This is a genomic window from Rheinheimera aquimaris (genome assembly GCF_020531985.1).
GTDB lineage: Bacteria > Pseudomonadota > Gammaproteobacteria > Enterobacterales > Alteromonadaceae > Alishewanella > Alishewanella aquimaris.
Window position 1 is genome coordinate 44,878 of sequence record NZ_JAJAVQ010000007.1, and the last position, 23,189, is coordinate 68,066.

At 51.7% G+C, this 23,189-nt stretch carries 23 protein-coding genes; 10 read left to right on the top strand and 13 right to left on the bottom strand.

Features of this window, described 5'->3' with window-relative positions; genetic code table 11:
• From LHL18_RS18535 to LHL18_RS18550, 4 genes are read right to left on the bottom strand one after another with little or no spacing between them, the layout of a single operon-like run.
• The gene (locus LHL18_RS18535; protein ID WP_226768197.1) at window positions 1–2,253 is read right to left on the bottom strand and encodes a hypothetical protein; all 2,253 of its coding nucleotides are present in this window, start codon (window positions 2,251–2,253) and stop codon (window positions 1–3) included.
• Window positions 2,250–3,017 (bottom strand): TVP38/TMEM64 family protein, encoded by a 768-nt coding sequence (locus LHL18_RS18540; protein ID WP_226768198.1) that lies wholly within the window; start codon window positions 3,015–3,017, stop codon window positions 2,250–2,252. Before LHL18_RS18540 ends, LHL18_RS18535 begins: the two co-directional genes overlap by 4 nt.
• 33 nt (window positions 3,018–3,050) lie before the next feature.
• Window positions 3,051–3,959 carry a prolyl aminopeptidase gene (gene pip / locus LHL18_RS18545; protein ID WP_226768199.1) on the bottom strand — a complete coding sequence of 303 codons (909 nt, stop codon included), beginning with the start codon at window positions 3,957–3,959 and terminating at the stop codon, window positions 3,051–3,053.
• 21 nt (window positions 3,960–3,980) lie between these two features.
• Window positions 3,981–4,208, bottom strand: coding sequence for a ChaB family protein (locus LHL18_RS18550; protein WP_134058762.1), 228 nt, complete (start codon window positions 4,206–4,208; stop codon window positions 3,981–3,983).
• A 142-nt stretch (window positions 4,209–4,350) separates the two neighbouring features.
• Here LHL18_RS18550 and LHL18_RS18555 point away from each other — a divergent pair, with 142 nt between their 5' ends.
• A complete protein-coding gene (locus LHL18_RS18555) occupies window positions 4,351–4,947 on the top strand; it encodes a superoxide dismutase family protein (RefSeq protein WP_226768200.1) in 597 nt (198 codons plus the stop codon).
• 96 nt (window positions 4,948–5,043) lie between these two features.
• Here the strand turns inward: LHL18_RS18555 and gppA are convergent, their stop codons facing one another.
• Together gppA and rhlB are read right to left on the bottom strand one after the other, a co-directional pair.
• Window positions 5,044–6,585 (bottom strand): guanosine-5'-triphosphate,3'-diphosphate diphosphatase, encoded by a 1,542-nt coding sequence (gene gppA, locus LHL18_RS18560; protein ID WP_134058765.1) that lies wholly within the window; start codon window positions 6,583–6,585, stop codon window positions 5,044–5,046.
• Window positions 6,551–7,837 (bottom strand): ATP-dependent RNA helicase RhlB, encoded by a 1,287-nt coding sequence (gene rhlB / locus LHL18_RS18565; RefSeq protein WP_134058768.1) that lies wholly within the window; start codon window positions 7,835–7,837, stop codon window positions 6,551–6,553. Before rhlB ends, gppA begins: the two co-directional genes overlap by 35 nt.
• Window positions 7,838–7,939: 102 nt before the next feature.
• On the opposite strand from rhlB, the gene trxA reads away from it, so the two are divergent.
• The 3 genes from trxA (at window position 7,940) to LHL18_RS18580 (ending at window position 11,112) form a co-directional block, all read left to right on the top strand.
• Complete coding sequence (gene trxA / locus LHL18_RS18570) at window positions 7,940–8,266, top strand: thioredoxin TrxA (protein WP_134058770.1); 327 nt, start codon at window positions 7,940–7,942, stop codon at window positions 8,264–8,266.
• A 190-nt stretch (window positions 8,267–8,456) separates the two neighbouring features.
• Entirely contained in the window at window positions 8,457–9,722 is a 1,266-nt protein-coding gene (gene rho, locus LHL18_RS18575) for a transcription termination factor Rho (protein ID WP_134058772.1), read from the top strand.
• A 94-nt stretch (window positions 9,723–9,816) separates the two neighbouring features.
• Window positions 9,817–11,112 carry an NAD(P)/FAD-dependent oxidoreductase gene (locus LHL18_RS18580; RefSeq protein WP_226768201.1) on the top strand — a complete coding sequence of 432 codons (1,296 nt, stop codon included), beginning with the start codon at window positions 9,817–9,819 and terminating at the stop codon, window positions 11,110–11,112.
• Here LHL18_RS18580 and LHL18_RS18585 read toward each other — a convergent pair.
• The 3 genes from LHL18_RS18585 to LHL18_RS18595 all read right to left on the bottom strand — a co-directional run bounded on the left by LHL18_RS18585 (window position 11,062) and on the right by LHL18_RS18595 (window position 13,763).
• A complete protein-coding gene (locus LHL18_RS18585; protein ID WP_226768202.1) occupies window positions 11,062–11,940 on the bottom strand; it encodes a TIGR02285 family protein in 879 nt (292 codons plus the stop codon). The genes LHL18_RS18580 and LHL18_RS18585 overlap by 51 nt on opposite strands.
• Window positions 11,941–12,020: 80 nt before the next feature.
• Window positions 12,021–13,334, bottom strand: coding sequence for a thymidine phosphorylase (deoA, locus tag LHL18_RS18590; protein WP_134058781.1), 1,314 nt, complete (start codon window positions 13,332–13,334; stop codon window positions 12,021–12,023).
• Between the two features lie 3 nt (window positions 13,335–13,337).
• Window positions 13,338–13,763: a cytidine deaminase gene (locus LHL18_RS18595; protein WP_134058784.1), complete on the bottom strand. Its 426-nt coding sequence runs from the start codon at window positions 13,761–13,763 to the stop codon at window positions 13,338–13,340.
• 134 nt (window positions 13,764–13,897) lie between these two features.
• Between LHL18_RS18595 and LHL18_RS18600 the strand changes: the two genes are divergently transcribed.
• On the top strand, window positions 13,898–14,401 hold the full coding sequence (locus LHL18_RS18600) for a YgjP-like metallopeptidase domain-containing protein (RefSeq protein WP_226768203.1): 504 nt from the start codon (window positions 13,898–13,900) through the stop codon (window positions 14,399–14,401).
• On the opposite strand, the gene LHL18_RS18605 is transcribed toward LHL18_RS18600, so the two are convergent.
• Genes LHL18_RS18605 through LHL18_RS18615 form a run of 3 tightly spaced genes read right to left on the bottom strand, consistent with a single transcriptional unit; the run spans window position 14,360 to window position 17,435 of the window.
• Window positions 14,360–15,517, bottom strand: a complete 1,158-nt coding sequence (locus tag LHL18_RS18605; protein WP_226768204.1) for an MFS transporter — start codon at window positions 15,515–15,517, stop codon at window positions 14,360–14,362. The genes LHL18_RS18600 and LHL18_RS18605 overlap by 42 nt on opposite strands.
• The gene (locus LHL18_RS18610) at window positions 15,517–16,329 is read right to left on the bottom strand and encodes an amidohydrolase (RefSeq protein WP_226768205.1); all 813 of its coding nucleotides are present in this window, start codon (window positions 16,327–16,329) and stop codon (window positions 15,517–15,519) included. The genes LHL18_RS18605 and LHL18_RS18610 overlap by 1 nt, the downstream gene beginning before the upstream one ends.
• Window positions 16,317–17,435, bottom strand: a complete 1,119-nt coding sequence (locus LHL18_RS18615; RefSeq protein ID WP_343835485.1) for a methionine aminotransferase — start codon at window positions 17,433–17,435, stop codon at window positions 16,317–16,319. The genes LHL18_RS18610 and LHL18_RS18615 overlap by 13 nt, the downstream gene beginning before the upstream one ends.
• 132 nt (window positions 17,436–17,567) lie before the next feature.
• Here LHL18_RS18615 and LHL18_RS18620 point away from each other — a divergent pair, with 132 nt between their 5' ends.
• The 5 genes from LHL18_RS18620 to LHL18_RS18640 all read left to right on the top strand — a co-directional run bounded on the left by LHL18_RS18620 (window position 17,568) and on the right by LHL18_RS18640 (window position 21,267).
• Window positions 17,568–18,200, top strand: coding sequence for a methylthioribulose 1-phosphate dehydratase (locus LHL18_RS18620; RefSeq protein ID WP_134058796.1), 633 nt, complete (start codon window positions 17,568–17,570; stop codon window positions 18,198–18,200).
• Between the two features lie 3 nt (window positions 18,201–18,203).
• Entirely contained in the window at window positions 18,204–18,878 is a 675-nt protein-coding gene (gene mtnC / locus LHL18_RS18625) for an acireductone synthase (RefSeq protein WP_226768207.1), read from the top strand.
• A 2-nt stretch (window positions 18,879–18,880) separates the two neighbouring features.
• A complete protein-coding gene (locus LHL18_RS18630) occupies window positions 18,881–19,423 on the top strand; it encodes a 1,2-dihydroxy-3-keto-5-methylthiopentene dioxygenase (protein WP_226768208.1) in 543 nt (180 codons plus the stop codon).
• A 267-nt stretch (window positions 19,424–19,690) separates the two neighbouring features.
• The gene (locus LHL18_RS18635) at window positions 19,691–20,599 is read left to right on the top strand and encodes a LysR family transcriptional regulator (RefSeq protein ID WP_134058806.1); all 909 of its coding nucleotides are present in this window, start codon (window positions 19,691–19,693) and stop codon (window positions 20,597–20,599) included.
• Window positions 20,600–20,739: 140 nt separating this feature from the next.
• Window positions 20,740–21,267, top strand: coding sequence for a tetratricopeptide repeat protein (locus tag LHL18_RS18640; RefSeq protein WP_134058809.1), 528 nt, complete (start codon window positions 20,740–20,742; stop codon window positions 21,265–21,267).
• 824 nt (window positions 21,268–22,091) lie between these two features.
• Here LHL18_RS18640 and mtnA read toward each other — a convergent pair.
• Window positions 22,092–23,123: an S-methyl-5-thioribose-1-phosphate isomerase gene (gene mtnA, locus LHL18_RS18645; RefSeq protein WP_226768209.1), complete on the bottom strand. Its 1,032-nt coding sequence runs from the start codon at window positions 23,121–23,123 to the stop codon at window positions 22,092–22,094.
• Window positions 23,124–23,189 lie beyond the last annotated feature (66 nt).

Consider the following 23,189-nt stretch of genomic DNA (forward strand, 5'->3'; position numbering starts at 1 on the left):
TTATGCCTCTGCTTTTGTTAACGTAACTGTGCTATCCGTCGCCGCAACTTTGACGGGCTGATAGCCGGGTAAACACACTTCGACTGCCGGCGCGGCCCCGGCGGCGTGCCAGTCGGCTTGCCAGCTAACTTGCGCCTGCTCCGACCCGGTTAGGGTAATTTCAATACTGACAGCACCAAAACTGGTTGGTGCCGGGCCAAACCGCACAGGATCAGCACTAGTTAGCCAGCGCTGCGGCACGCCACTGCACAGCACCAGCTGCGGGCCTTCTTCGCGTACAAAGCAGTTGCGGATCATCAGCAACCACTCTGCTGCAGCCCAGACATGATGACCATCGCCCATGCAGCCGCCCCCTGTAGCAGGATGTATCGCCTCCGGCCATTGCCCGGTTGGCGAAGCAAGTTCAGCTACCGCATCCATCAGGGTCAAATACCGTGGGTCTTTCGCTCTCAGTAACACCTGGGCGACATGCAGGGTTAAGTAAGCATTAAGGCCTGAATGAATCATGTCCTGATAGAATGCATTTTTGACAAAGCAGCGCTGTAGTAAAAACTCAACGGTATCCAGTAATCGCGGATCATCAGCAGCCCAAAGCTGAGCGGGATAGCCAGCCGCCAATGAGCCAATGGCGCCCGCGTCCAGCCTGCGGTATGGTGACGCCGGCATACCGGGGCGTTTGAGCCGCTTTTGGCAATGCGCCAGGCTGTTATCGATGGCCGCACTGAATTTACCGGCTTCGTCGCTAAACTCCTGCTGCAACGCTTTATCAGTCGGCGCGAACATCTCTGCGGCAGCCTGCAAGCCGGCAACGCCCCAGAAATCATCCCAGTAGTAATAGTCATTCGGGCCAAGGTGCTCAGCACTAAAACCCGGCGGTAGCAAGCCAGCATGGGGTATATCAGCTTTATCTGGCAGACGCTTGCGCCCTATCCAGCGGGCGCCGCTTTGTACGGCACTGTGCCAGTCCTCTGGCAGCTGCCGCCCGTTCATATCAAAGTATCGTTTGAGGATCCAAAGCACCTCGCCATTGGCATCCCATTCACCTTCCTGCGACCTGAAATACCCGAGCAGAGTTTGCCGTGGCGGAAACTGATTTAATGCGCGTTCGGCGCGCTCCGTTAAACCGGCGCAAAGCAGTGCATGAATAATGAAAGCGGCATCTCTGAACCAAAAACGTTTATAGGTATAGGGGCCGGGGTAGACATCCTCAGGTGAGTGCAGAATTAACGATGCCAATGCCGCATCATATAAGAACTGATAGTGCTCATCCGGGCACACCAGTTTGCAGCACTTTTGCTTTTCCTGCTGCCAGGCATCCTGCTGGTACTGCACTTGTTGTTCTGTTGCCAGCGGCACAGACACCTCCAGCTCCTGCCATTGCTCTGCCGGCAAGGCAAACATCGCCGCTGCTGTCACCATGCCGACATCACAGACACCGTCTGCCTGTTCCTTTGCATCTTGCAGATGAATATACACGTCGCCCTGACGATAGGTAGACACATGATGACGCTGCGCCGCCTGACTGAACCGGACCTGCTTATTGTCATCCACCTGCCATGCCGTGCGCTCAGAGTTCAGTTTTACCTGATGAATAAAACTAACTCCCTCCGGATTCTGTGGCCGCAACGCCAGCACCAGATGCCCTGACTGAGCCGATTTTGCTTTCAGCCGCAACTTACATACTGCTGCACCGTCTTCCAGCTCAACAGAGGCTTCGCTTATCAGTGTCATCCCGTGTTCAGACGTTTTGGTGCGGACGCTGACGTTACCCGATAACAGCAACTGCTGCTGGCTTTGCAAACTACGCGACGGTAACAGACAGTCGCCCTGCTCTGGCACCACCCAGCTATCGAGCGACCAGCCATCCAAAAATGGCGTCAACAAGCCTCTGGGGTCAACGATCGGCAGCTCAGGACAGTCCGGCAAGCCAATGGCCGTCCAGTTGCGGTGCGTCAGATTGATATGCGTTATTGAAAAAGCCCGCGGAATAAAGGACGCATCGGCCGGGTCAAACTGACGGGAAATCCAGTACGGCCAGACCCAGTCCAGATTATGCTGGATCACCCTGCTGTTAATCAGGCCGCGGGCATGAAACACTACACCAGCCCGTAACAGCTCTATCGGCTCTCCCACCTCGGAGGGCTGCGCAAAGTTATGTAATCGCGCCAGCAACGCAATCGGGTCGATAAAACCATTTTTGTGTGCGACATAACGCACTACGTAACGCCAGGGCAACCACTTTAGCCAGGTCATTGTTGCTGCTCCTTCTCGGTATATTTGGCCAGCGCACGGCTGGCAAGGCGGTTCAGATACACAATCACCGCGATAGCGGCAACCAGCCCGGCAGCATATAAACCCCACTCCCAGACAGAACGTTCTCTGGAGGTAATGTCAAAGTTAGAGATGTCAGCAATCAAGGATCCCAGATAGACGTTGTGTACACTAAAAGGAATAAAACCCAGCAGCGAGCCGCCGAGATAGCCCCGCAGTGAAAACTGCGTTAAACCAAAAAAGTAATTGGATAGTTTGCCGGGGAAAAATGGGATCAGCCGGGTTAGCAAGACGATTTTCCAGCCGTTTGGCGTCAGTTCGTCATTCACCAGCCGCAGCTTGGCCCGTGCCAGCACAAACTCGCGCGCGCGCTGGCCAAAGCAGTAGCGGGCAAGTAAAAATGCGACTGCCGCACCAGCTGTAGTGCCAAGCACCACATACACCGAGCCGGGGATAACACCAAACACGAAACCCGCGCCTATCGTAAACAATGCACCCGGCAACAATAGCACTACCACGGCTGCCATGATCAGCATAAACAGCAGTGGCGCCCAGGGCCCCTGCTGCTTGAACCACTCCAGTAACTGCAACACCTGCTTGTGCACATCAAAATACACCAGCACAGCGAGTAAAGCGGCCACAAACAGCAGGCTACCAACCATACCGAGTAGCATAGGCTTGCGCCGCAATTGTGTTTTGTCAGCTGAACCAGCATTGGTGCTTTTAGCCTGTTGTGCAGAAGTCACTGTATTCTCCCCTGTCATGCGCAGCCTCTGTACTCAAGCCGCAGGTTCAAGTTTGTGTAATAAAGTGCGCAAAGCTGAAAAATTCTCCGGTTCAGACGCGGCGTGCGATGCTCGCGGAGAAATATACAAGCGGCAAAGTGGTAGCTGTTTTGCCAGTTGCCAGGCGGTGCCGCACGGACAAATAGTGTCTAACCGGCCCTGCACTATATCCACAGGTATCGAGCGCAATAGCTCACAATGACGCAAGATATAATCAGGCGGTAGAAAACCCTGATGCTTAAAATAATAACTTTCCAGCAACGCCATAGGCACCTTGCTGCCAGCCTGTGTAAAGCGCTGCAGTGTCGCCTCATCAGTATCAAAAAATGAGTTAACTGTTTCCCACCTTGCCCAACTGGTCGCCGCTGCCCGCTGCAACTCCTCATTGCCTGTTGATAACAAGTCAAAATATGCCGCCACCGGGTCAGCTACATCGCCTACCTGATGCATAAACTTCTGATATTCTTCCGGGTACAACTGGCTGGCGCCGTTCAGGTAAAACCAATCCAGCTCTTGTTGACGGCACAGAAAAATGCCCCACAGCAGCATAGACTCGACGTACTGCGGATGACGCAGCGCATACAACAAGCTCAGCGTACTGCCCCAGCTACCACCCACCAGAATCAATTTCGGTAGCGACAAGGCTTTGCGCAACTTTTCAATATCATCAATTAACTGTTCGGTTGTGTTGCCGTTTAAACGCTGCTCAAACCTGCTCTGACCGCAGCCACGCTGGTCAAAATAAACTACCGGCCGCTGCAGGCCTGCAAACAACGCTTTGTCCGTATCACTGACCCCGGCCCCCGGTCCACCGTGCACAAACAGCAGCGGCACTTCGGTTGTTATGTCGCCGACACTTTCATAATGCAGTTGATGACCATAGCCCACATCCAGATACGGCATTTTGCTACTCCACTATGCGAATCACTTTTTAACCCAGTTACCTGAGTCGCTTTTCTTGTAGCTTTGCTTTACTGCTGACCAGGCCACTTTATGCGCAACCTCTTCCCGACTGTCGTCACCGCGGCGTTTATCGGCAGAATCATATTCGTCCCATGCGCTGTTAAAGGCCGCCTGATAAATTTCCTGCGCATGCTTCGGCAGATTGTCTTTCACCGAGCCGGGCAGTTCAGTTAATTTGTCGTAAGGCATTTGCCACCTCCTGCGCTTTTTAAAAAGGCTGATTAAAAAGACGTAACGCAAAGCTCATGCCATTTTGCTGTTTTCGCTTCTGGCGCTGAACTTGCACTCCAGACAAGCGATGTTCAATGACTCAGCAACGTGAGGCGATATTATGAAATTACATACTTTATCTTTACCGTTTGTCGCAGCCGGACTGTTAGCAGGCTGCAACCCTCAACCCACGCCGCCTGGCGCGCCGATGGGGCAAACGTCGCCGGCCTCAGTGCCTGCGAATGTCGGGCCGCGTGAAGAAACACTCAGTATCACAGTGCAAATGAACAACGTCAGCGCAGAAGGCGTGGGCGACAGCGCAGGCAAAATCACGGTAGCCGAAACAGCTAACGGCCTGGTATTTACACCAGCGCTAATGGGGCTGAAGCAAGGCGAGTATGGCTTTCATGTGCACCAGAACCCTAGCTGCGAACCCGCTATGAAAGACGGAGCACAGCAGCCTGCAGCCAGTGCAGGTGGGCATTTAGACCCGGCAGACACCGGCAAACACGCCGGCCCTGATGGTGACGGCCATTTAGGTGACTTACCGATGATCCGTGTCAATAGTGACGGTAACCAGCAGGCTGTTACGATGAGTGAAATGAAGCTGGAGGATGTGAAAAATCATGCTCTGGTCGTGCATCAGCAAGCTGACGATTACAGTACTTCACCGTCGGGTAACAGTGGCTCGCCTATCGCTTGTGGAGTGATCAGATAATGCGGCAAAGACAGCCTGCTGCCTCATGCAGTGACGGCAGGCTACCGGGCAAGAATTACACACTTTGCAGTAATATTTACCCGGTGCTTGATGGTGTTACTTAATCAGTAATTCCCAGCCGGCCTGTTGCTGATACTGAACTTCCTGCTCCAGCTCAGCCCGCATTAGCGGATGTTGCTCCAGCCAGCCTGCTGGCATCTGCAATACCAGCTGTTCGCCTTTGCTACTGATATCCACCTGAGGTAACACTTCATGCCGACGCCGCATAGACAGGATGACAGCCAAACGCAGAATCCGCGTCAGCCGTACTGTTAATAATACTGATGTCATCGTCTGACGGGCGATAATATCCCGGCTGATATCGGCTCTGTGGTTATATACTAATGCCATCACCAGCTGCTGCTGCGCCCGGGTAAAGCCGGGTAAATCAGAGTGGTTAATGATGTAGGCACCGTGATGATGGTGGTTCTTGTATTCGATCAATAAGCCAAGTTCATGCAGCAGCGCACCGCTTTTTAGCATGCTATGGCCTTCAAACTTGTTTAAGTCCCAGCGGCTTTGTAGTTGTGTCGCCAGCTCGCACGCCATTTCCGCCACCCGGTTTGCATGGCGCTGGTCAATAAAATAGCGCACCATCAGGCTGTTAACGGTGCGGTTACGGACATCCGTGTGCTGCAACTGAGGCAGCATGCTGTACAGTACGCCTTCGCGCAGCGCACCGCCGGATAATGTCATACCGGCAATATTCAGCTGTCGGAACAGGGCAATAAGTATGGCCAGACCGGACGGAAACACTTGCTTGCGCTCCTGTGCCAGCCCGGTGATATGCAGCTGTTCCATCCTGCCGCACGCCAAGGCCTGCTGCATAATATCTTCCAGCCGGTTGAGAGTGATGACCTCATCTTTACCTTGCGCCACCAGAATTTCCTGCAGCGCCTGCACTGTGCCAGAAGCGCCGACTGCTAGCTGCCACCCGGCCTGTTTGTACTGGTCGGCTATACTGCCGGCCTCTTGCTCGGCCGCAGCAATGGCACGGTGGAAATTATCTTCGCTGAGTTCATCGTCGCTGAAATAGCGCTCAAGGTAGGTTACACAGCCCATATTAAGACTGGACAGCAACACCGGATTAAAGCCTGCACCGATCACAACCTCAGTGCTGGCACCGCCGATATCAATCACCAGCCGGTTGCTGTCACTGTTCGACGTATGGGCGACACCCAGATAGATAATGCGCGCTTCGTCCTCACCACTGATTACAGTGACACTTTGCCCGAGAATGGCTTCGGCTTCTTTGAGAAAGGTTTTAACGTTCTTGGCCAGCCGCAACGTGGCAGTACCAACAATACGGATGTTCTGCGGCGGAATATCCTGTAGCCGCTCAGCAAACAATGCCAGACACTCCCAGCCACGTTTCATCGCTTTACGGCTTAATACCAGATTTTCATTTAAACCTGCGGCAAGGCGTACTTTGCGCTTTACCCGGCCGATAACCTGCACCGAGCCACCAACGACTTTGACCATCAGCATATGAAAACTGTTGGAGCCAAGATCAATCACCGCATAAATATCCTGATGCGGTGATTGCTCGGCAGCTTGCGCCGGATTAACGAGGGCGGTTGCGAGGGGCTCTTGCGCCATTACTGCTGCGTCCACCTGAGCCACTACGGCTGCCGGTTCTGGCCTGGCCTGCGCGACGGCGAACCCGCGGCTTCGGCGCTTTAATATCTTCCAGCAGTGCGCCGGCATCATATTGTGTCACCGGGATCGGATGACGGATATAGTCTTCTATTGCTGTCAGGTTCAGCGCATAACGCTCACAGGCGAAACTGATAGCCTTACCACTTTCACCGGCGCGGCCAGTACGTCCGATGCGGTGTACATAGTCTTCGCAGTCGTCGGGTAAGTCGTAATTAAACACGTGGCTGACTTTAGGAATATGTAAACCGCGCGCCGCAACATCAGTAGCGACCAGAATATCCAGTTTACCACTGGTAAAATCTTCCAGAATACGCAAGCGCTTTTTCTGAATAACATCGCCGGTTAACAAACCCACTCGGTGACCGTCTGCTTCCAGCCAGGCATGCACTTCTTCACACCAATGTTTGGTGTTAGCAAATACAATGGCTTTGTCTGGCCACTCTTCTTCCATCAGCGTCAGTAACAGTGGCATTTTATGCTCATCTGACGGGTAAAACAGCTCTTCACTGATGCGGCTGCCGGTCATCTCTTCCGGCGCGATATGAATATGCTCTGGCTGGTTCATTTTCTCAAATGCCAGCTCCTGCACTTTATAAGACAAAGTGGCAGAAAACAGCAGACTCAACCGCTCTGTCGCAGGTGGCATGCGGTTGAACATAAAACGGATATCTTTGATAAAGCCCAGATCGAACATCCGGTCAGCTTCATCCAGCACAACAACCTGAATTTGCGATAAGTCGTACAGGCCTTGTTTTAAGTAATCGATTAAGCGGCCGGTTGTGCCAATTAAAATATCTACGCCATTTTCCAATAACTGGCGTTGAGTATCGTAGCCTTCGCCCCCATAGATCAGGCCAAGGCGCAAGCCGGCTTTTTCTGCCAGCATTTTCGCATCCTGATGGATCTGCACCGCCAACTCCCGCGTAGGGGCCATAATAATGGCGCGCGGCTGGCCGGACCCTCTGGGCTCATGCGTTAGTAGATGGTGGAATGTTGCTGTTAAAAACGCCAGTGTTTTACCCGTGCCCGTTTGGGCCTGGCCGGCAATATCTTTACCGGCTAATGCCAGAGGTAAACATTGAGCCTGAATGGGCGTACAATAGCCGAAACCTTGCGCATTTAAAGCGTCAAGAACCTGTGGTGCCAATGCAAAATCGGCGAATTTATGTGTAGTTAAGTGTGTTTTATTCATACGGCGCTAAGCATAACCGTTACGCTTGCAATAAGGAACAGCCACGTTTAAATTGATAACACTTTTTTGCAGCCAGGCTGCATAGCACTAGCGGAGATACAAATGAGCGAACTTATTTTACAGGTTTCTGATGACAGCTTTGAAACCGACGTCCTGAAAGCCGAAGCGCCGGTGTTAGTCGACTTCTGGGCAGAGTGGTGTGGTCCATGTAAAATGATCGCTCCGATTCTGAACGATGTTGCCGCGGAATATCAGGGCAAAGTTACCGTTGCGAAGGTTAACATCGACCATAACCCGAATACCCCACCTAAGTTCGGTATCCGTGGTATCCCAACCTTACTGTTATTTAAAAACGGTCAGGTTGCCGCGACTAAAGTGGGCGCTTTGTCGAAAACTCAGTTAAAAGAATTTCTCGACAGCAATATCTGATTTAAGCAAAAGGCGTATTTTTATACGCCTTTTTCTGTTTCAACGCTGGACGCACCAGTAGTCAGCTGCTATTGTGTAGCCAGTAAAACGTTCTAAACCACGCTTGTCTGTCGAAAAACCACTTCCAAACCTTATTTTATCGAACCGATAAGCATTACCCTGTTTATATATCAACAAGAAACCCATCAATATGCATTTAACAGAACTGAAACTGAAGCCGATTAGCGAGCTGGTTGAATTGGCTGAGTCTATGGGCCTGGAAAATATGGCCCGCCTGCGTAAACAGGACATTATTTTCGCCATTTTAAAATCCCACGCCAAAAACGGCGAAGAAATTTTCGGTGATGGCGTACTGGAGATCCTACAGGATGGTTTCGGTTTTCTGCGCTCGGGTGACAGCTCTTACCTGGCCGGCCCCGACGATATTTATGTTTCACCAAGCCAAATCCGCCGCTTCAACCTGCGCACCGGCGACAGCATTTCTGGCCTTATCCGCCCACCGAAAGAAGGTGAGCGTTACTTTGCCTTGCTTAAGGTAAATGAAGTTAACTTCGGCCGCCCAGAGCAAGCCCGCAATAAGATTTTGTTTGAAAACTTAACGCCGCTGCATGCTAACTCGCGCCTGCGGATGGAACGTGGTAATGGCAGCCGGGAAGACATTACGGCCCGGGTGCTGGATTTAGCCTCGCCTATCGGTAAAGGACAACGTGGCCTGATCGTTGCACCACCGAAAGCCGGTAAAACCATTTTGCTGCAAAACATCGCCCAGTCTATCGCAGCCAACCACCCTGATTGCGTATTAATGGTGTTACTGATCGACGAGCGGCCGGAAGAAGTTACCGAGATGCAACGCCTGGTAAAAGGCGAAGTTATCGCTTCAACCTTTGACGAACCGGCCAGCCGCCATGTGCAGGTTGCCGAAATGGTGATCGAAAAGGCCAAACGTCTGGTTGAGCATAAAAAAGACGTTATTATTCTGCTGGACTCGATCACCCGCTTAGCCCGCGCTTATAACACTGTTATTCCAAGTTCAGGCAAGGTATTAACCGGTGGTGTTGACGCCAACGCTCTGCACAAACCGAAGCGTTTCTTCGGTGCGGCCCGTAACGTAGAAGAAGGCGGCAGCTTAACTATCATCGCAACAGCGCTGGTAGATACCGGTTCGAAGATGGACGAGGTCATATACGAAGAGTTTAAAGGTACCGGTAACATGGAACTGCACCTGTCGCGTAAAATCGCTGAACGCCGTGTGTTCCCTGCCATCGACTTTAACCGCTCTGGTACCCGCCGTGAAGAGTTACTGGCGTCGCCGGAAGAGCTGCAGAAAATGTGGATCCTGCGTAAAATTCTCAACCCAATGGATGAGACCGAATGTATGGAGTTCCTGATTGACCGTCTGTTGATGACCAAAACCAACGACGAGTTCTTCGAAGCCATGAAACGGCAAAAAAGTTAACTGAAAAACCGGCCTAGTTGCCGGTTTTTTATTGCCTGCAATTTGCGCCAGGCAAGCAGTGCATTGCTTTATTTTTAGCAGAAGGAAGTACCTGATGACACAACCGCATATTGTCATTATTGGTGGCGGCGCGGGAGGCCTGGAACTGGCTACCCGCTTAGGTAATAAACTGGGCCGCAAAGGCAAAGCCCGCATTACCCTGATAGACCGCAATCATACTCATATCTGGAAACCGCTGCTGCACGAGGTGGCAACCGGTACGCTGGATGTTGAAATAGACCAGCTCAGTTATCGTGCCCATGCGGCAGCGCATGGTTTTGACTTTCAGCTTGGCAGTTTAACCGGTATTAAGCGGGAGCAGCAGCAAGTCATTCTGGCACCGGTTCTGGGTGATGACGGTGAAGAGGTATTGGCTTCAAGAGCGCTGCAATATGATTATCTGGTGCTGGCAATCGGTAGCGTATCCAATCATTTCAATACTGCCGGCGTGGCACAGCATTGTATTTTTCTGGACAGCCCGGCACAAGCCAACCGGTTCCACCGCCATCTGCTTGACGCCTACCTGAAGCTAAACTCCCCCGGTCATCCGAAAGATACACTGAACATTGCTATTGTCGGTGCAGGCGCAACTGGGGTTGAGCTGGCAGCAGAGCTGTATCATGCTGCAGCCGAGCTCAACCTGTACGGTTTTGATGACCTGCGTAAAGATCGGTTGAATATCAGCCTGATTGAAGCCGGGCCGCGTATTCTGCCGGCGTTACCAGAACGTATAGCTAATTCAGCATTAAAAGAGCTGCAAAAGCTCGGCGTAAAAGTGCGCACCAGCACTAAAGTCACGGCCGCAAATGCAGCCGGCCTGCAGCTGGGTGATGAACACCTGGAGGCCGAACTGATGGTCTGGGCGGCAGGCATCAAAGCACCGGATTTTCTGGCATCGCTTGATGGCCTGGCGACCAACCGTTTGAACCAGCTGCTGGTAAACCCGAAGCTGCAGACAACAAATGACAGCCGGATATACGCTATAGGTGATTGCGCCGGTTTTCCGCTACCGGATGGCAAGTGGGTCCCCCCTCGGGCACAATCAGCACATCAGATGGCAAGCCTGGTCGCACGTAATATTTTGGCTGAATTCAGTGGTAAGCCACTGCAAGACTTCAAATACAACGATCATGGTTCACTGATCTCACTAAGCCGCTTTGGCACTGTTGGCAGTTTAATGGGCAACCTGGTTGGCGGCGCGATGATGATTGAGGGCAGAATTGCCCGACTGGCTTATATATCTTTATATCGTATGCATCAGGTAGCGCTGCATGGCTGGATAAAAATGCTGGTGATCAGTTTAGTCGCGCGCATCAACCGTATTGTCCGACCCAGGCTGAAGCTGCACTAGTGCTGCCTGTTGTGCTGCAACGTCAGGTTGCAAGCGCTGACGACTGCTATCATCGAGCCAGCGGAGCATGGCTTCCAGATACGCCGGGCTTTGCCATAACGCAGGCAGAGCCCGATTAACTGCGGCGATTGCGGCTTCTCCAACCTTGCCAAAAGTACAGGCGACATGTGTAACACTGGCGACATTGGCGCCTGCGATTGCCCGATACTCTAATACAACCGGTTGCGCCAACAGATGGCTGTAGTACTGCATCCGCTCCGGATATTCAATCACGTAATCAACCCGGTTGCTGCCGAGCAATGCTGCTGCATTAAGCTCGCTGGTAAAGGCCTGACTGCTGAGGTTGCTGCCTCCCTGTTGCAATAACTGCTGCATCTGCGCAGGGTATAGCCGGTTTGCCTGATAGGCACCAATCAGGCTGCCGTCCTGCGCCAGCTCTGCGATATTCACACCTTCTTTTTGCATGGATGGATGTAATGTCAGCTTACCCGGCAGATAACCAACCGCCAGTGCTGCGCCAACCGCTATTGGCTCTGAGAATAACCTGGTTTGGGCACGTTCGGCGGAATAGAGCGTACCGATGGTACAAACTGTTTCGTCCTGCTGCTGGAACATTTGCTCCAGCCGTGCCAGACTGACCAGACGCTGTTGATGTTCGAATTGCGGCATCGCTGCCTTAAGTTGTTGTTGCAGCAAGTCAAAAGTGCCTTGCCCCTGAAAAGGTCCGCTGACAATCTGATGTGGAGGCCAGTCAGTGTGTAACCATATAAGCTGTGGCTTAGCCTGAAGACCGCAACAAAACAGCAGAGCAAGACACCGTATTAACATGGCAACACCTGAATTTTAACTGCATTAACTGTAGCTAAAAACATCAGGTGCTGCCAGTGCCTTGTGTGTGCTAACTGATGCTAGCCAATGGTGTGATGCAGTAACGGAAAGGCAGCTTGTTGCGCAGCGTTTATGCGTAGCGCCGCTAAATACTCTGCCCCGGCAACCTGCGCAGCATCATTGCTTGCTGCATGCACCCGCGCCAGAACATCCCCCCGCCGCACCTGAGTGCCGGCGGCTGCAATCTGGCTGAAGCCGACTGCCGGATCTATCTGCTGGCTCGGATGTGAACGGCCGCCACCCAGCCGCACTACCGCCATGCCAAGCGCTACCGTGTCCTGGTAACTGACATAACCGTCAGCAGGCGCCACTACATCCTGCACCACTGGCGCCGACGCCAGATACTGTTGAGGCTTTTCTATCAGATCGGCTGGCCCGCCAAGCGCCGATACCATGCGGGCGAATATCTCAGCGGCTTTACCTGAGCTTAAGCTATGCTCCAGCGCTTTGATTGCACTGGCCTTATCCTGATATAAACCACCCAACGTTAACATGTTAGCACCCAGTTCCAACGTCACCTGATGTAAACGTGGCTCACGGTATTTGCCGGTTAAATAATCCAGCGTTTCCATAACTTCCAGTGCATTACCGGCGGTGGCCCCGAGAATTTGGTTCATATCGGTAAGCAGCGCCCGGGTCGACACACCGGCACCATTAGCAACGTTGACAATACTGTTGGCCAGCGCGGAAGCATCGTCGACGGTGCGCATAATGGCACCGTTACCAATTTTTACATCCATTACCAGCGCGTCAAGGCCTTCAGACAGTTTCTTGGACAAAATGGAGGCAGTAATAAGCGGAATAGACTCCACGGTAGCCGTAACATCACGGATGGCATATAAACGCCGGTCTGCCGGAGCCAGCTGGCTACTTTGGCCAACGATGACGCAGCCAAGCTTGGGCAACAACTGACTGATTTTTTCCAGACTTTGTGTACAGCTGTAACCCGGTATTGTTTCCAGCTTGTCGACTGTGCCGCCGGTATGACCTAAGCCCCGGCCGGCGATACTTGGCATGAAAGCACCGCAAGCGGCCACCATAGGTGCCAGCATCAGTGTCACCTTATCACCGACACCACCTGTGCTGTGCTTGTCCACCACAGGGCCATTTAATTTACCCTGCCAGTTCAGTACGGTGCCGCTGTCCCGCATCGCCAGGGTTAGCATAACAATTTCATCGACACTCATACCATTGAGGTAAATGGCCATTGCCAGTGCGGCCACTTGCCCTTCGCTAAAACTGTCGTCGGTTAAGCCTTTTACAAATTGCTTAATTTCAGCCTGACTTAAACTGCCACCATTACGTTTTGCTTTAATAATTTCCTGTGGAATCATGCATTAAGCTCCAACTTTAGTGCTATTGGCAAGATAGGTTGGGGTAAAAGCGGCAGGTAACAACTCGCCCAGGGTCCACTGCTGCTGTTGCTGCATATGATTACAACTGGCCACCGGTGCATCCGGGCTGAAAAACTCTGCAATCACCTGGCGGCAAATACCACATGGTGGCGTTAACATGGTTTGGGGCGTATATACCACAAGCGCCTCAAACTTACGCTCACCGGCAACTACTGCAGCGGCAATAGCATTGCGTTCAGCACAAATGGTGCCGCCATAAGAGGCGTTTTCAACATTGCAGCCGGTATAAACCTTACCGCTGGCAGCAAGCACAGCAACACCGACCGGGAATTTACTGTAAGGCGCATAAGCCTGCGCCGCGGCGTCTTTTGCTGCCTGTTGCAGGGCAGTCCAGTTTATTTCGCTCACTGGTTAAACTCGTGTTAGTTATGGGAGTGTAGTGTTACTGCGAATAGCTTCCGGGTCAAGCCCGGCAGCAGGTAGTATGACGTTATCCATCGGGCATCGTATAATGCTGGCTTAATATTAATGAGGACCTTTGCATGCAGTCGGTAAAATATCTGGCCGGATACCCAGCCGCCATTCAGCAACAGGCAGAGACTCTACTGCAAACTGGCCAGCTCGAGAATTATATCCGCCAGAAATATCCTCAGCTACATCAGGTGCAAAGTGACAAAGCCTTGTACAGCTACATTTGCGAGCTGAAAAATCAGTTTATGCGCCATTCGGCACAGCTGGCGTCGGTAAGGTATGACAGCAAACTGAATGTGTTGCAGCAGGCGCTGGGTATGCATACCTTTCAGTCCCGGGTGCAGGGCAACAAATTAAAAGCCCATAACAGCATCAGCATCGCTGCGCTGTTTAAGCAGGCACCAGCTGACTTTCTGCGGATGATAGTGGTGCATGAACTGGCACATTTTAAAGAGAAACAACATAACAAAGCGTTTTATCAGCTGTGTCAGCATATGGAACCAGCTTATCATCAGTTGGAGCTCGATACCCGGTTATGGTTGCTTTGCCGCGAACAGCCAAATCATCACCAGTAACCAGCCACAGGCCAGTGGCACCATCATGAAGGCTTGCAAAATGCCTGCCTGCTGCGCCCAAAAACCGGTAACCAAGCCGGCAAACTGAAAGCCCACTGAGGTTCCAATATTAGCCAGCCCGGACAATACAGGGCCATTGTCGGCATCCAGATCCATTGCTGTAGACAATAACAGCGGAAACAAGCCACCAATACCGATACCAAGCGCAAAGTTGCCGAGCACCAGCGCCGGATAACTGTGTGCCAGAATCAACATCAGGGCGCCGCCCAGCGCACAACCGGACAAAATGCGCATTAACGCCGGTGCACTCAGCCAGCGCAATAACAGGGCAAACCCCAAACGGCTCAGCACCATACCGCCGGTAAACCAGGCCAGCAGTAAACGTGCATCTTCTGTGCTATAACCGGCGCCATTTACCGCGTAACTGACAAACCAGTTGCCCTGGCCCCACTCTGCTGCGCCGTACCCAATCATCGCCAGCAGCAGAATAACAAACACCGGCTTTCTGAGCACTGCAGTGTATGACAGGCTTTTACCTTTGCTGCCGGCGGCATGATGCTGCACCACTTTGTGTGCACCCAGCCGCCAGCTGTACGCTGCCATTAACACCATTGCCAGGGCAATCAGCCTAACCGGCCAGCGCCAGTCGGCGACATACCAGTACAACACGACTACCCACAGTGGCGCCGTTAGCGTACCCAGGCTAAACATAAAATCCATCAGGCCCATCATCGCCGCCCGCCTGTCTGCATATAGGCGGGCGATCAGCGTGTGGCCGATCGTGAACATCACAGAATATGTCATGCCAACCAACACAATCAGCGGCAGTAACAGCTGCCAATGGCTGACAAAAGATAACAAACCCAGCAGCACTGCTTCCGCCAGCGCCAGGCTGGCGAATAAATGCAGAAAGTTAAACTTCTGTACATATTTACCACCGATAACAGCACCGACGATAGTACCTGCAGACATCAGGCTGAAGAACATACCACTGATCACCGGCGCCATCTGCAACGACTGCGCCATATCAGGCAGCAGCATGCCCCATAAAATAATCAGGTTACCCAGTAAGAAGAAACCACTGAAAATAGCTGCAGTTGGTTGAAAACGCGACATTAACAATCCTCAGGAGCAGGCAGTATAAAGGCATCAGCATCCAGCATAGCCGGAAACTGCTGCCGGTATTGTAGCAGCTTTACATAGTCCAGCTCAGCGCGCAGCACACTGTCCTCACCACGGCTAACATCCGCAACAGGCTGCCCCAGATAATCAACAATCAGGCTGTCGCCGCTATAAGCTACCGCATTGCCATCAGTACCTACCCGGTTGCAGCCCAGCACAAAGGCCTGATTTTCTATCGCTCTTGCCTGCAATAACGTGCGCCACGCATGCGAGCGGGCTGCTGGCCAGTTTGCCACATAGAGCGCTATGTCATAATCATTGCGGCTGCGGCTGAATACCGGGAAACGCAGGTCGTAACAAACCTGCAGTAATATCCGCCAGCCAAGATAATGCACGACAACACGTTCAGTGCCGGCGCGGTATGCCTGATGCTCGCCCGCCATCCGAAATAAATGCTTTTTGTCATAGCGACTCACCTGCCCCTGTGGCGTCACAAAATAGCAGCGGTTTACACAATCATCACCACTGCGAGTTGCCACAGACCCGCATAGCGCCGCACCGCTCAATGCCGCCTGTTGTATCAGCCACGCCAGAGTATCGCCTTCCGGTTCCGCGATTGCATCGCTTTGCATAGAAAAACCTGTGGTAAACATCTCCGGCAGCACAATCAGGCCGGCGCCAGCACAAGCCGCAATCCTTGCGGCCAGCTGCTGTCGGTTTGCCGGTGCATCCTGCCACACCAGCTCAGTTTGTATGAGGGCAACCCGCAATGGCATCACCTGCGCTGTATTGTTTAAATCTGACATAACAGCTCCGCAGCAGCCTGCAGTGTGCTGTCTTGTTTAGCAAAACAAAACCGGATAATCCGGGCATTTGGCGGCGACTGATAAAACACTGACAGCGGAATAGCGGCCACTTTGTGTTCTGTGGTCAGCCACTGACAAAACTGCACATCATCCATGTCACTGATAGCGCTGTAATCTGCCAGTAGAAAGTAGGTACCCTGACAAGGTAACAGCTTAAAACGGCTGTGCTGCAGTAGCCCGGCGAAACTGTCACGCTTACGCTGATAAAATGCGCCCAGCCCAACGACCTGCTGTGGTCGCTGCTTAAGCATCGCCGCCACAGCGTACTGTGCAGGCGTAAAACTGGAAAACGTTACATACTGATGCAGTTTACGAAACTCTGCAGTTAAAGCCGCCGGCGCGACACAGTAACCAAGTTTCCAGCCGGTGACATGAAAGGTTTTACCAAAAGACGATACGATAAAACTACGCTGCGCCAACTCAGGCAGGCAATGCGCGCTGAGCTGAGCTGCACCGTCAAATACCATATGCTCGTACACTTCATCGCTGATGCAATACAAATTATGCTGCAGCACCAGCTGTTGCAGCGCCAGCCAGTCGGCTTGGCTAAACACCATGCCGGTTGGATTATGCGGGCTGTTAACAATAATGAGTTTAGTACGTGCAGTGATCGATTTTGCCACCTGCTGCCAGTCGATACGATAGCCCGGCGCCTGCAGCGCAATGTGCACAGCGGTAGCGCCGCACAGGTTAATTGCCGGCTCATAGCTGTCATATGCCGGGTCAAACACAATCACTTCATCTCCGGCTTGCACCACAGCGCTGATGGCAACAAACAGTGCTTCCGTTGCGCCACTGGTAACGGTGACATCCAGCTCCGCACTGACATCGCGCTGGTAGCAGCGCTGTATCAGCATGGCGATTTGTTCACGCAGCTCAGCAATACCAGGCATAGGCGCGTACTGGTTCAGACCCTGCCGGCTATATTCAGCCAGTTTATCCAGTAGCAGTGCATCTGCCGGAAAATCCGGAAAACCCTGAGATAAGTTAATGGCCTGGTGCCTGGCAGCCAATTGAGATATCTGGCTAAAAATGGTGGTACCCACCTTTGGCAGTTTGCTGTGCAATGTCATAGCGGCAAGAAAAAGTTGCGAAAACCGGCTTGAATGCTATCATTTAGCCCGTTTTATGTATAGACATCTAAACGCTTAAACGTTTAGCAACCAGGTTCAGATAACATGAATAATACAGCCCAGCTGCATCAGCTTAATCCTAACGCTATAGCGCTGTGCGCTTTAGGTCGCTGGATCGCCAGCCGTCATTGGGTACCAGCCACCGGCGGAAACTTTTCTATAAGAAGCTCAGAGCACAGTGCTTTGGTTACCGCATCGGGTAAAGATAAAGGTGAGCTTAGCCCACAGGATTTGCTGCCAGTCAGCTGGCAAGGCGGAGAGCTTAGCTGCCCCGGCAAGCCATCAGCCGAAACAGCGTTACATGCGCAGCTTTACCAGTTAGATGGCCAAATTAAGGCCGTATTGCATACCCACTCTGCACAAGCTACGGTATTTTCACGGCTGATAGCCGAAGATAGCTACCTGTTCAACGGCTATGAAATGCAAAAAGCCATCAGTGGCAACACTAGCCACGATTGCCCCTGCCCTTTGGCTGTGTTTGACAATACGCAACACATTCCTACTCTGGCAGCTCAGGTTCGCCAGCGCTGGCAGCAACAACCACTGAACTGGGGCTTGCTGGTACGAGGTCATGGCCTCTATGTCTGGGGGCGCAGCCTCGACGAGGCAAAAAGGCATTTAGAAGGCTGGGAATTTCTTATAAACTGCGAACTGGAAAGGTTAAAACTAGCAAGGTAAACCGTGAAGTATTCCGCTATTGTTACCGATATTGAAGGCACCACCAGCCGTATCAGTTTTGTCACCGAGGTGTTGTTTCCTTATGCAGCACGCGAATTGCCGGCGTTTATCCAGACACAGCAGCATAATCCGGACGTCGCCGCTCAGCTGCAGGCATGCCGTACGCTGATGCAACAAAGTGATGCCAGTATAGAGCAGATCAGTCACCAATTATTACAATGGATAGCCGCTGACGAGAAAGTCACACCACTCAAAGCACTGCAGGGCATGGTATGGCAACATGGCTACCAGACAGGTGCCTTTACCGGCCACGTATACGATGATGCCGTCAGGCAGCTGCAGCACTGGCACAGTAAGGGGGTTAAACTCTACGTGTACAGTTCCGGCTCTGTTCAGGCACAACAACTGTTGTTTCAGTACAGTGATGCCGGTGATTTAACGCCATTATTCAGTGGCTATTTTGACACCCGTATCGGTGCAAAACGCGATATTTCCTCTTACGCGGCCATTTTGCAAAAGTTACAGCTGCCGCCAAAGCAAGTGCTGTTTTTATCTGATGTTACCGCCGAGCTTGATGCTGCAGCACAGCTGGGTATTGACACAGTACAGTTGATCCGGGAACGGCAACCGGCTGCAAAGCATAAAACGGCCGCCGATTTTTACCAGGTTGCGGAGTAAAGATGAGTTATTTAACTATATTCAGCGCTGATGAGCCGTCTCAACCGCTGTTTGCCAGCAGCGATGTCGCAGCCATTGTGCAACAGTTGCAGCAGGCTGGTATCCGCTTTGAACGCTGGCAGGCAACAGCACCGATTGATGCACAAAGCAGCCAGGAGCAAATTTTACAGGCGTATGCCAGCGATATCGATAAACTGAAAACCGAGCGCGGCTATGTCACCGTTGATGTGGTATCGCTCAGTAGCAGCCATCCGGAAAAAGCCGCACTGCGACAGAGATTTCTGGCAGAACATACCCACAGTGAAGATGAAGTGCGGTTTTTTGTCCGTGGCCAGGGCTTATTCTGCCTGCATATTAACGGTAAGGTGTATCAGGTACTGTGTCAGCAGAACGACCTGATCAGCGTGCCGGCCGGCACCACACACTGGTTCGATATGGGCAGCGAGCCGGAATTTACCGCTATCCGCCTGTTTAATGATCCGGCAGGTTGGGTAGCTGACTTTACCGGCAGCAGCATCGCCAGCCGTTTTCCGTTGCTGGCCTGAAACAATGCCATCCATACCCGCAACATCGCTGTTAACTGGCAAAATCCGCCTTAACTGATACTTTTTAAGGCATGTCTGCGCCAAAATGATGCAATCGCTGATGATAAGCCTGCTATAAGCCGCAAGCTTATAGCCATATCAGCTTTGGTGCATTTTATGCAGCTGCTTCATTTATAAAGTGTTAAGCATCAATTCAGCGTTGTTAATGATAATGCAATATTTGTCGACTAAAACCAGCGGCTAATACATGAGACTGAGTGCTATATAATGCCAATGCATACACCCATGCGCGGCCTGCGTTGTTTTTGCGTCGCAGCGGACTGTTTAAGTTTCAAAGAAACTGCGAAAAGGCTGTACCTGACACCTTCAGCAGTCAGTCACCAGATAAAACAGCTGGAGGATAACCTCAACCTGCAGTTATTTGAACGCCAAACCCGCGCTATTGTTCTGACAGAAACCGGTAAAAGGTTTTATCAGGCGATAGAACCCTTGATGCACCAGCTGGCGATGACTATCGGCGAGTTCAGTCAGGCACAGCGCATGCTGGAAGTCAGTATTTCCATGCCGGAGTTTTTTGCCAGCGAGCTGTTTGTCCCGCGCTTAATTGGCTGGTCAGAGCAATACCCGAACATTAACCTGAAGCTGGAAACAGTAAAATCGCGGCGTGAAAGTCCAAAATATACTGATTTATCGATTATCTTATCCGGCAAAACACCGACTGAAATCGTTGCATACGATTTGTTCCCTATCAGCTATGTGCCCGCTTGCAATACGCAGCAGTACCATAAATGGCACAGCAAAGGCTACCGCGTACTGGAACAGGTGCCGTTGATCCTGCATCAAGCCAGACCTCATGCCTGGCACCAATGGGCAGAGCATGTTGGTTACCATAATTTTCAGCCGAAGCAAATTATCCAGTTGGACAGTATGTTCAGTGTTGCCCGCGCTGCCCAGCAGGGTCTCGGCGTAGCACTAATCCCGCTGCCGATCAGCAATGGCTGGTTTACCAACGGTAGCCTGCAACGCCTGTTCGAGCAGGAACTGCTCAGCCGCGACCGTTACTATCTGGTGCGCCACGACAATGACCCGGCCCGGGACGAGATACAATTGCTGATCGACTGGGTGCTGCAAAGCTTCTTGCTAAAGAGCAGCAACCCCTTAGCGACACTTGCATGACAAACTGTAGCGCCTGACAGGTGAATTTTTTTCACTTGTCAGGTTTTTTTTTATCGTTTGTCAGTTCTAGTGCTTTTGCTCAAAATTACTCCTGCAGACCGACAGCGGCTGCTTGGATGGGAAATTGGGAGCAACACACTATGAAAGCGAGATCAATTAAGTTAGGCAGTTCTTTGGCGTTGATGCTGATGGCCTCGGGTTCATTTCTCGCATCAGCCAACACCAATGGCTATAAAATGGTACTAATTGAAGATACACCTGGCGTAGCGGCTTTACAGGCCGGCCAGTTCGACCAGGGTATTACTGAAACCTTAGCCAGCAACAGTGCAGAAGTAGATAACTTCTCACGCCAGATGAGCCTGTGCGTTGGCTTCACTAAAAGCGGCAAACTGCAACAAGCAGAAACAGCCTGTGACAGTGCCGTTTCAGCTGCACAGCAGTTTCATTACGTCAGCAGCGGCGAAAAACGTGAAATGCGTGCCTATGCCCTGACTAACCGTGGCGTTCTGCGTTTACTGCAGAACAACAACCTTGCTGCCCTGGCCGATTTCAGCCGCGCAGCGGAATTAAACCGCAGCGATGTTAACCTGCACAACCTGCAGCGTTTAGAGTTAGCTCTGAACAAAGCAAACAGCGGTTTAGATGTAGCTATGGTATCGGCAGAATAAGCACTGCTGATACTGAAATCAGCTTAGTGCAGAGTAAGCGCCTGCACCTTGTCTGATAGCAGTACCCGGTAGTAAACAGAGTAAGCGCCTGTTCACTGCTTCGACTATTACACTCCCCCGTGTGTATCACAGAGTTACTACTCCCCGGTGTAACTCTGTTTTTTTATACACATCTCAATATTACTTTGTAAGCTATTGTCAGATGAAGCTACATCCCTCAACTGGCAGCCATACTAGGACATCTCTCTAAACCGACGATAAAGTATGAAAGCCAATACTTATTCTGTTACACCCAACTGAATTTCTATAATTAATCTTCAGTATTAGCAATAAAAACTAAAGCGATAAAAACTCAGCAAGGAGGATTATTCCTATGGTTTTGAGAAATCTTTTTCATTTTTCTTCCATAACAAGTAACCAAATGTGAAACCAAGCACTGAACATAAAGGAAGTCCAAGCTTCAAGTCAGAAACCAATTTAGACCAGTCAACCTCATAAAGAACTATATCTACGATGTGCCTGCCCAGAAAAACGCTACAAAATAGGAGTAGTCCCCACGACAGCACGCCTTTTTTAATACAGAACCAAACAAGACCTTGTTCTCTTTCTGCACTCCATACCTTTGACTTCAACATCTCAATTCTACCTATGTGTCTATGCGGTGCCATGCCCACACTAACAGCCTGTTCAACTCAAAATAAGAAGCGTACATAGCAAGTTGATTGTATGAAGTGAGGCTTTCAAAAATAACTGTCAGATTTGACAGCACTTGAGGCTGAAAAAATCATGTCTGCGGTGTTGATACCATACACCGCTTAAAGCACTTACTTGCGGATAACCCGCTGTAATATCCCCATTGCAATATCTGCTTGCGAGTAAACGCCGGTATCCAGCACCCAACCGGTCACTAATTCTGCTGGTGTGACATCAAATGCCGGGTTAAATACACTAGCCTGCTCCGGCGCCCAGATGGCACTGCCAAAGGCACCGCTGACACCGCGCACTTCATTGGCATCGCGCTGTTCAATCGGGATAGCACTGCCGTCGGCACAGGCTAAATCAACCGTGGTATGCGGCGCGACCACGTAAAAAGGTACCTGATGATAATGCGCCAACACCGCCAATGAATAAGTGCCCACTTTATTGGCAAAGTCACCATTGGCAGCAATGCGGTCAGAGCCAACAAAAATACGGTCGACCTGGCCACGAGCCATCAGCATAGCGGCCATATTGTCGCAAATAAGCTGGTACGGAATGCCTAACTGCTGGCATTCCCAGGCAGTTAGCCGCCCTCCCTGCAATAGCGGCCGGGTTTCATCCACCCACAGGCGGATATTTTTGCCCTGCTGATGCGCCAGATTAATCACACCTAGTGCCGTACCAACCCCGGCTGTTGCCAGGCCGCCGGTATTACAGTGTGTCAGCAGCTGCTCGCCCTGTTGTACCAGCGCCGCGCCATGTTCAGCCATACGCTGACATAGTGCTACATCTTCAGCGAATAACTGTTCAGCACAGGCGATAGCAGCCGCTTTGTAATCATCCTGCGCCAGCGCAGCTATCATAGTATCGAGATTGTTCATCAGATTAACGGCGGTTGGCCGCGCAGCACGCAGCACCTCAGCATCCAGCAACAGCTGTTCGCGGCTGTCGCCAACACTGGCCCGGTATGCCAGTAACAGGCAAGCACCTATGCCAATGGCGGGGGCACCGCGCAGTTGCAGCGCTTTAATCATCGCCACCATAGCAGGTACGGTTTGACACAGTAACCACAGCTGGCGCTGCGGTAATAAGGTTTGATCCAGTACAAATAATTCGCCCTGCACGGTTTTCAGGCTGAGAGAGGTTAAGTTTTTCATAGCTTATTCCTGTTTGGCGTTGCAGACGTCTATAAGGTTTGCGATTATGCAGCCCTGCTTTTTTCA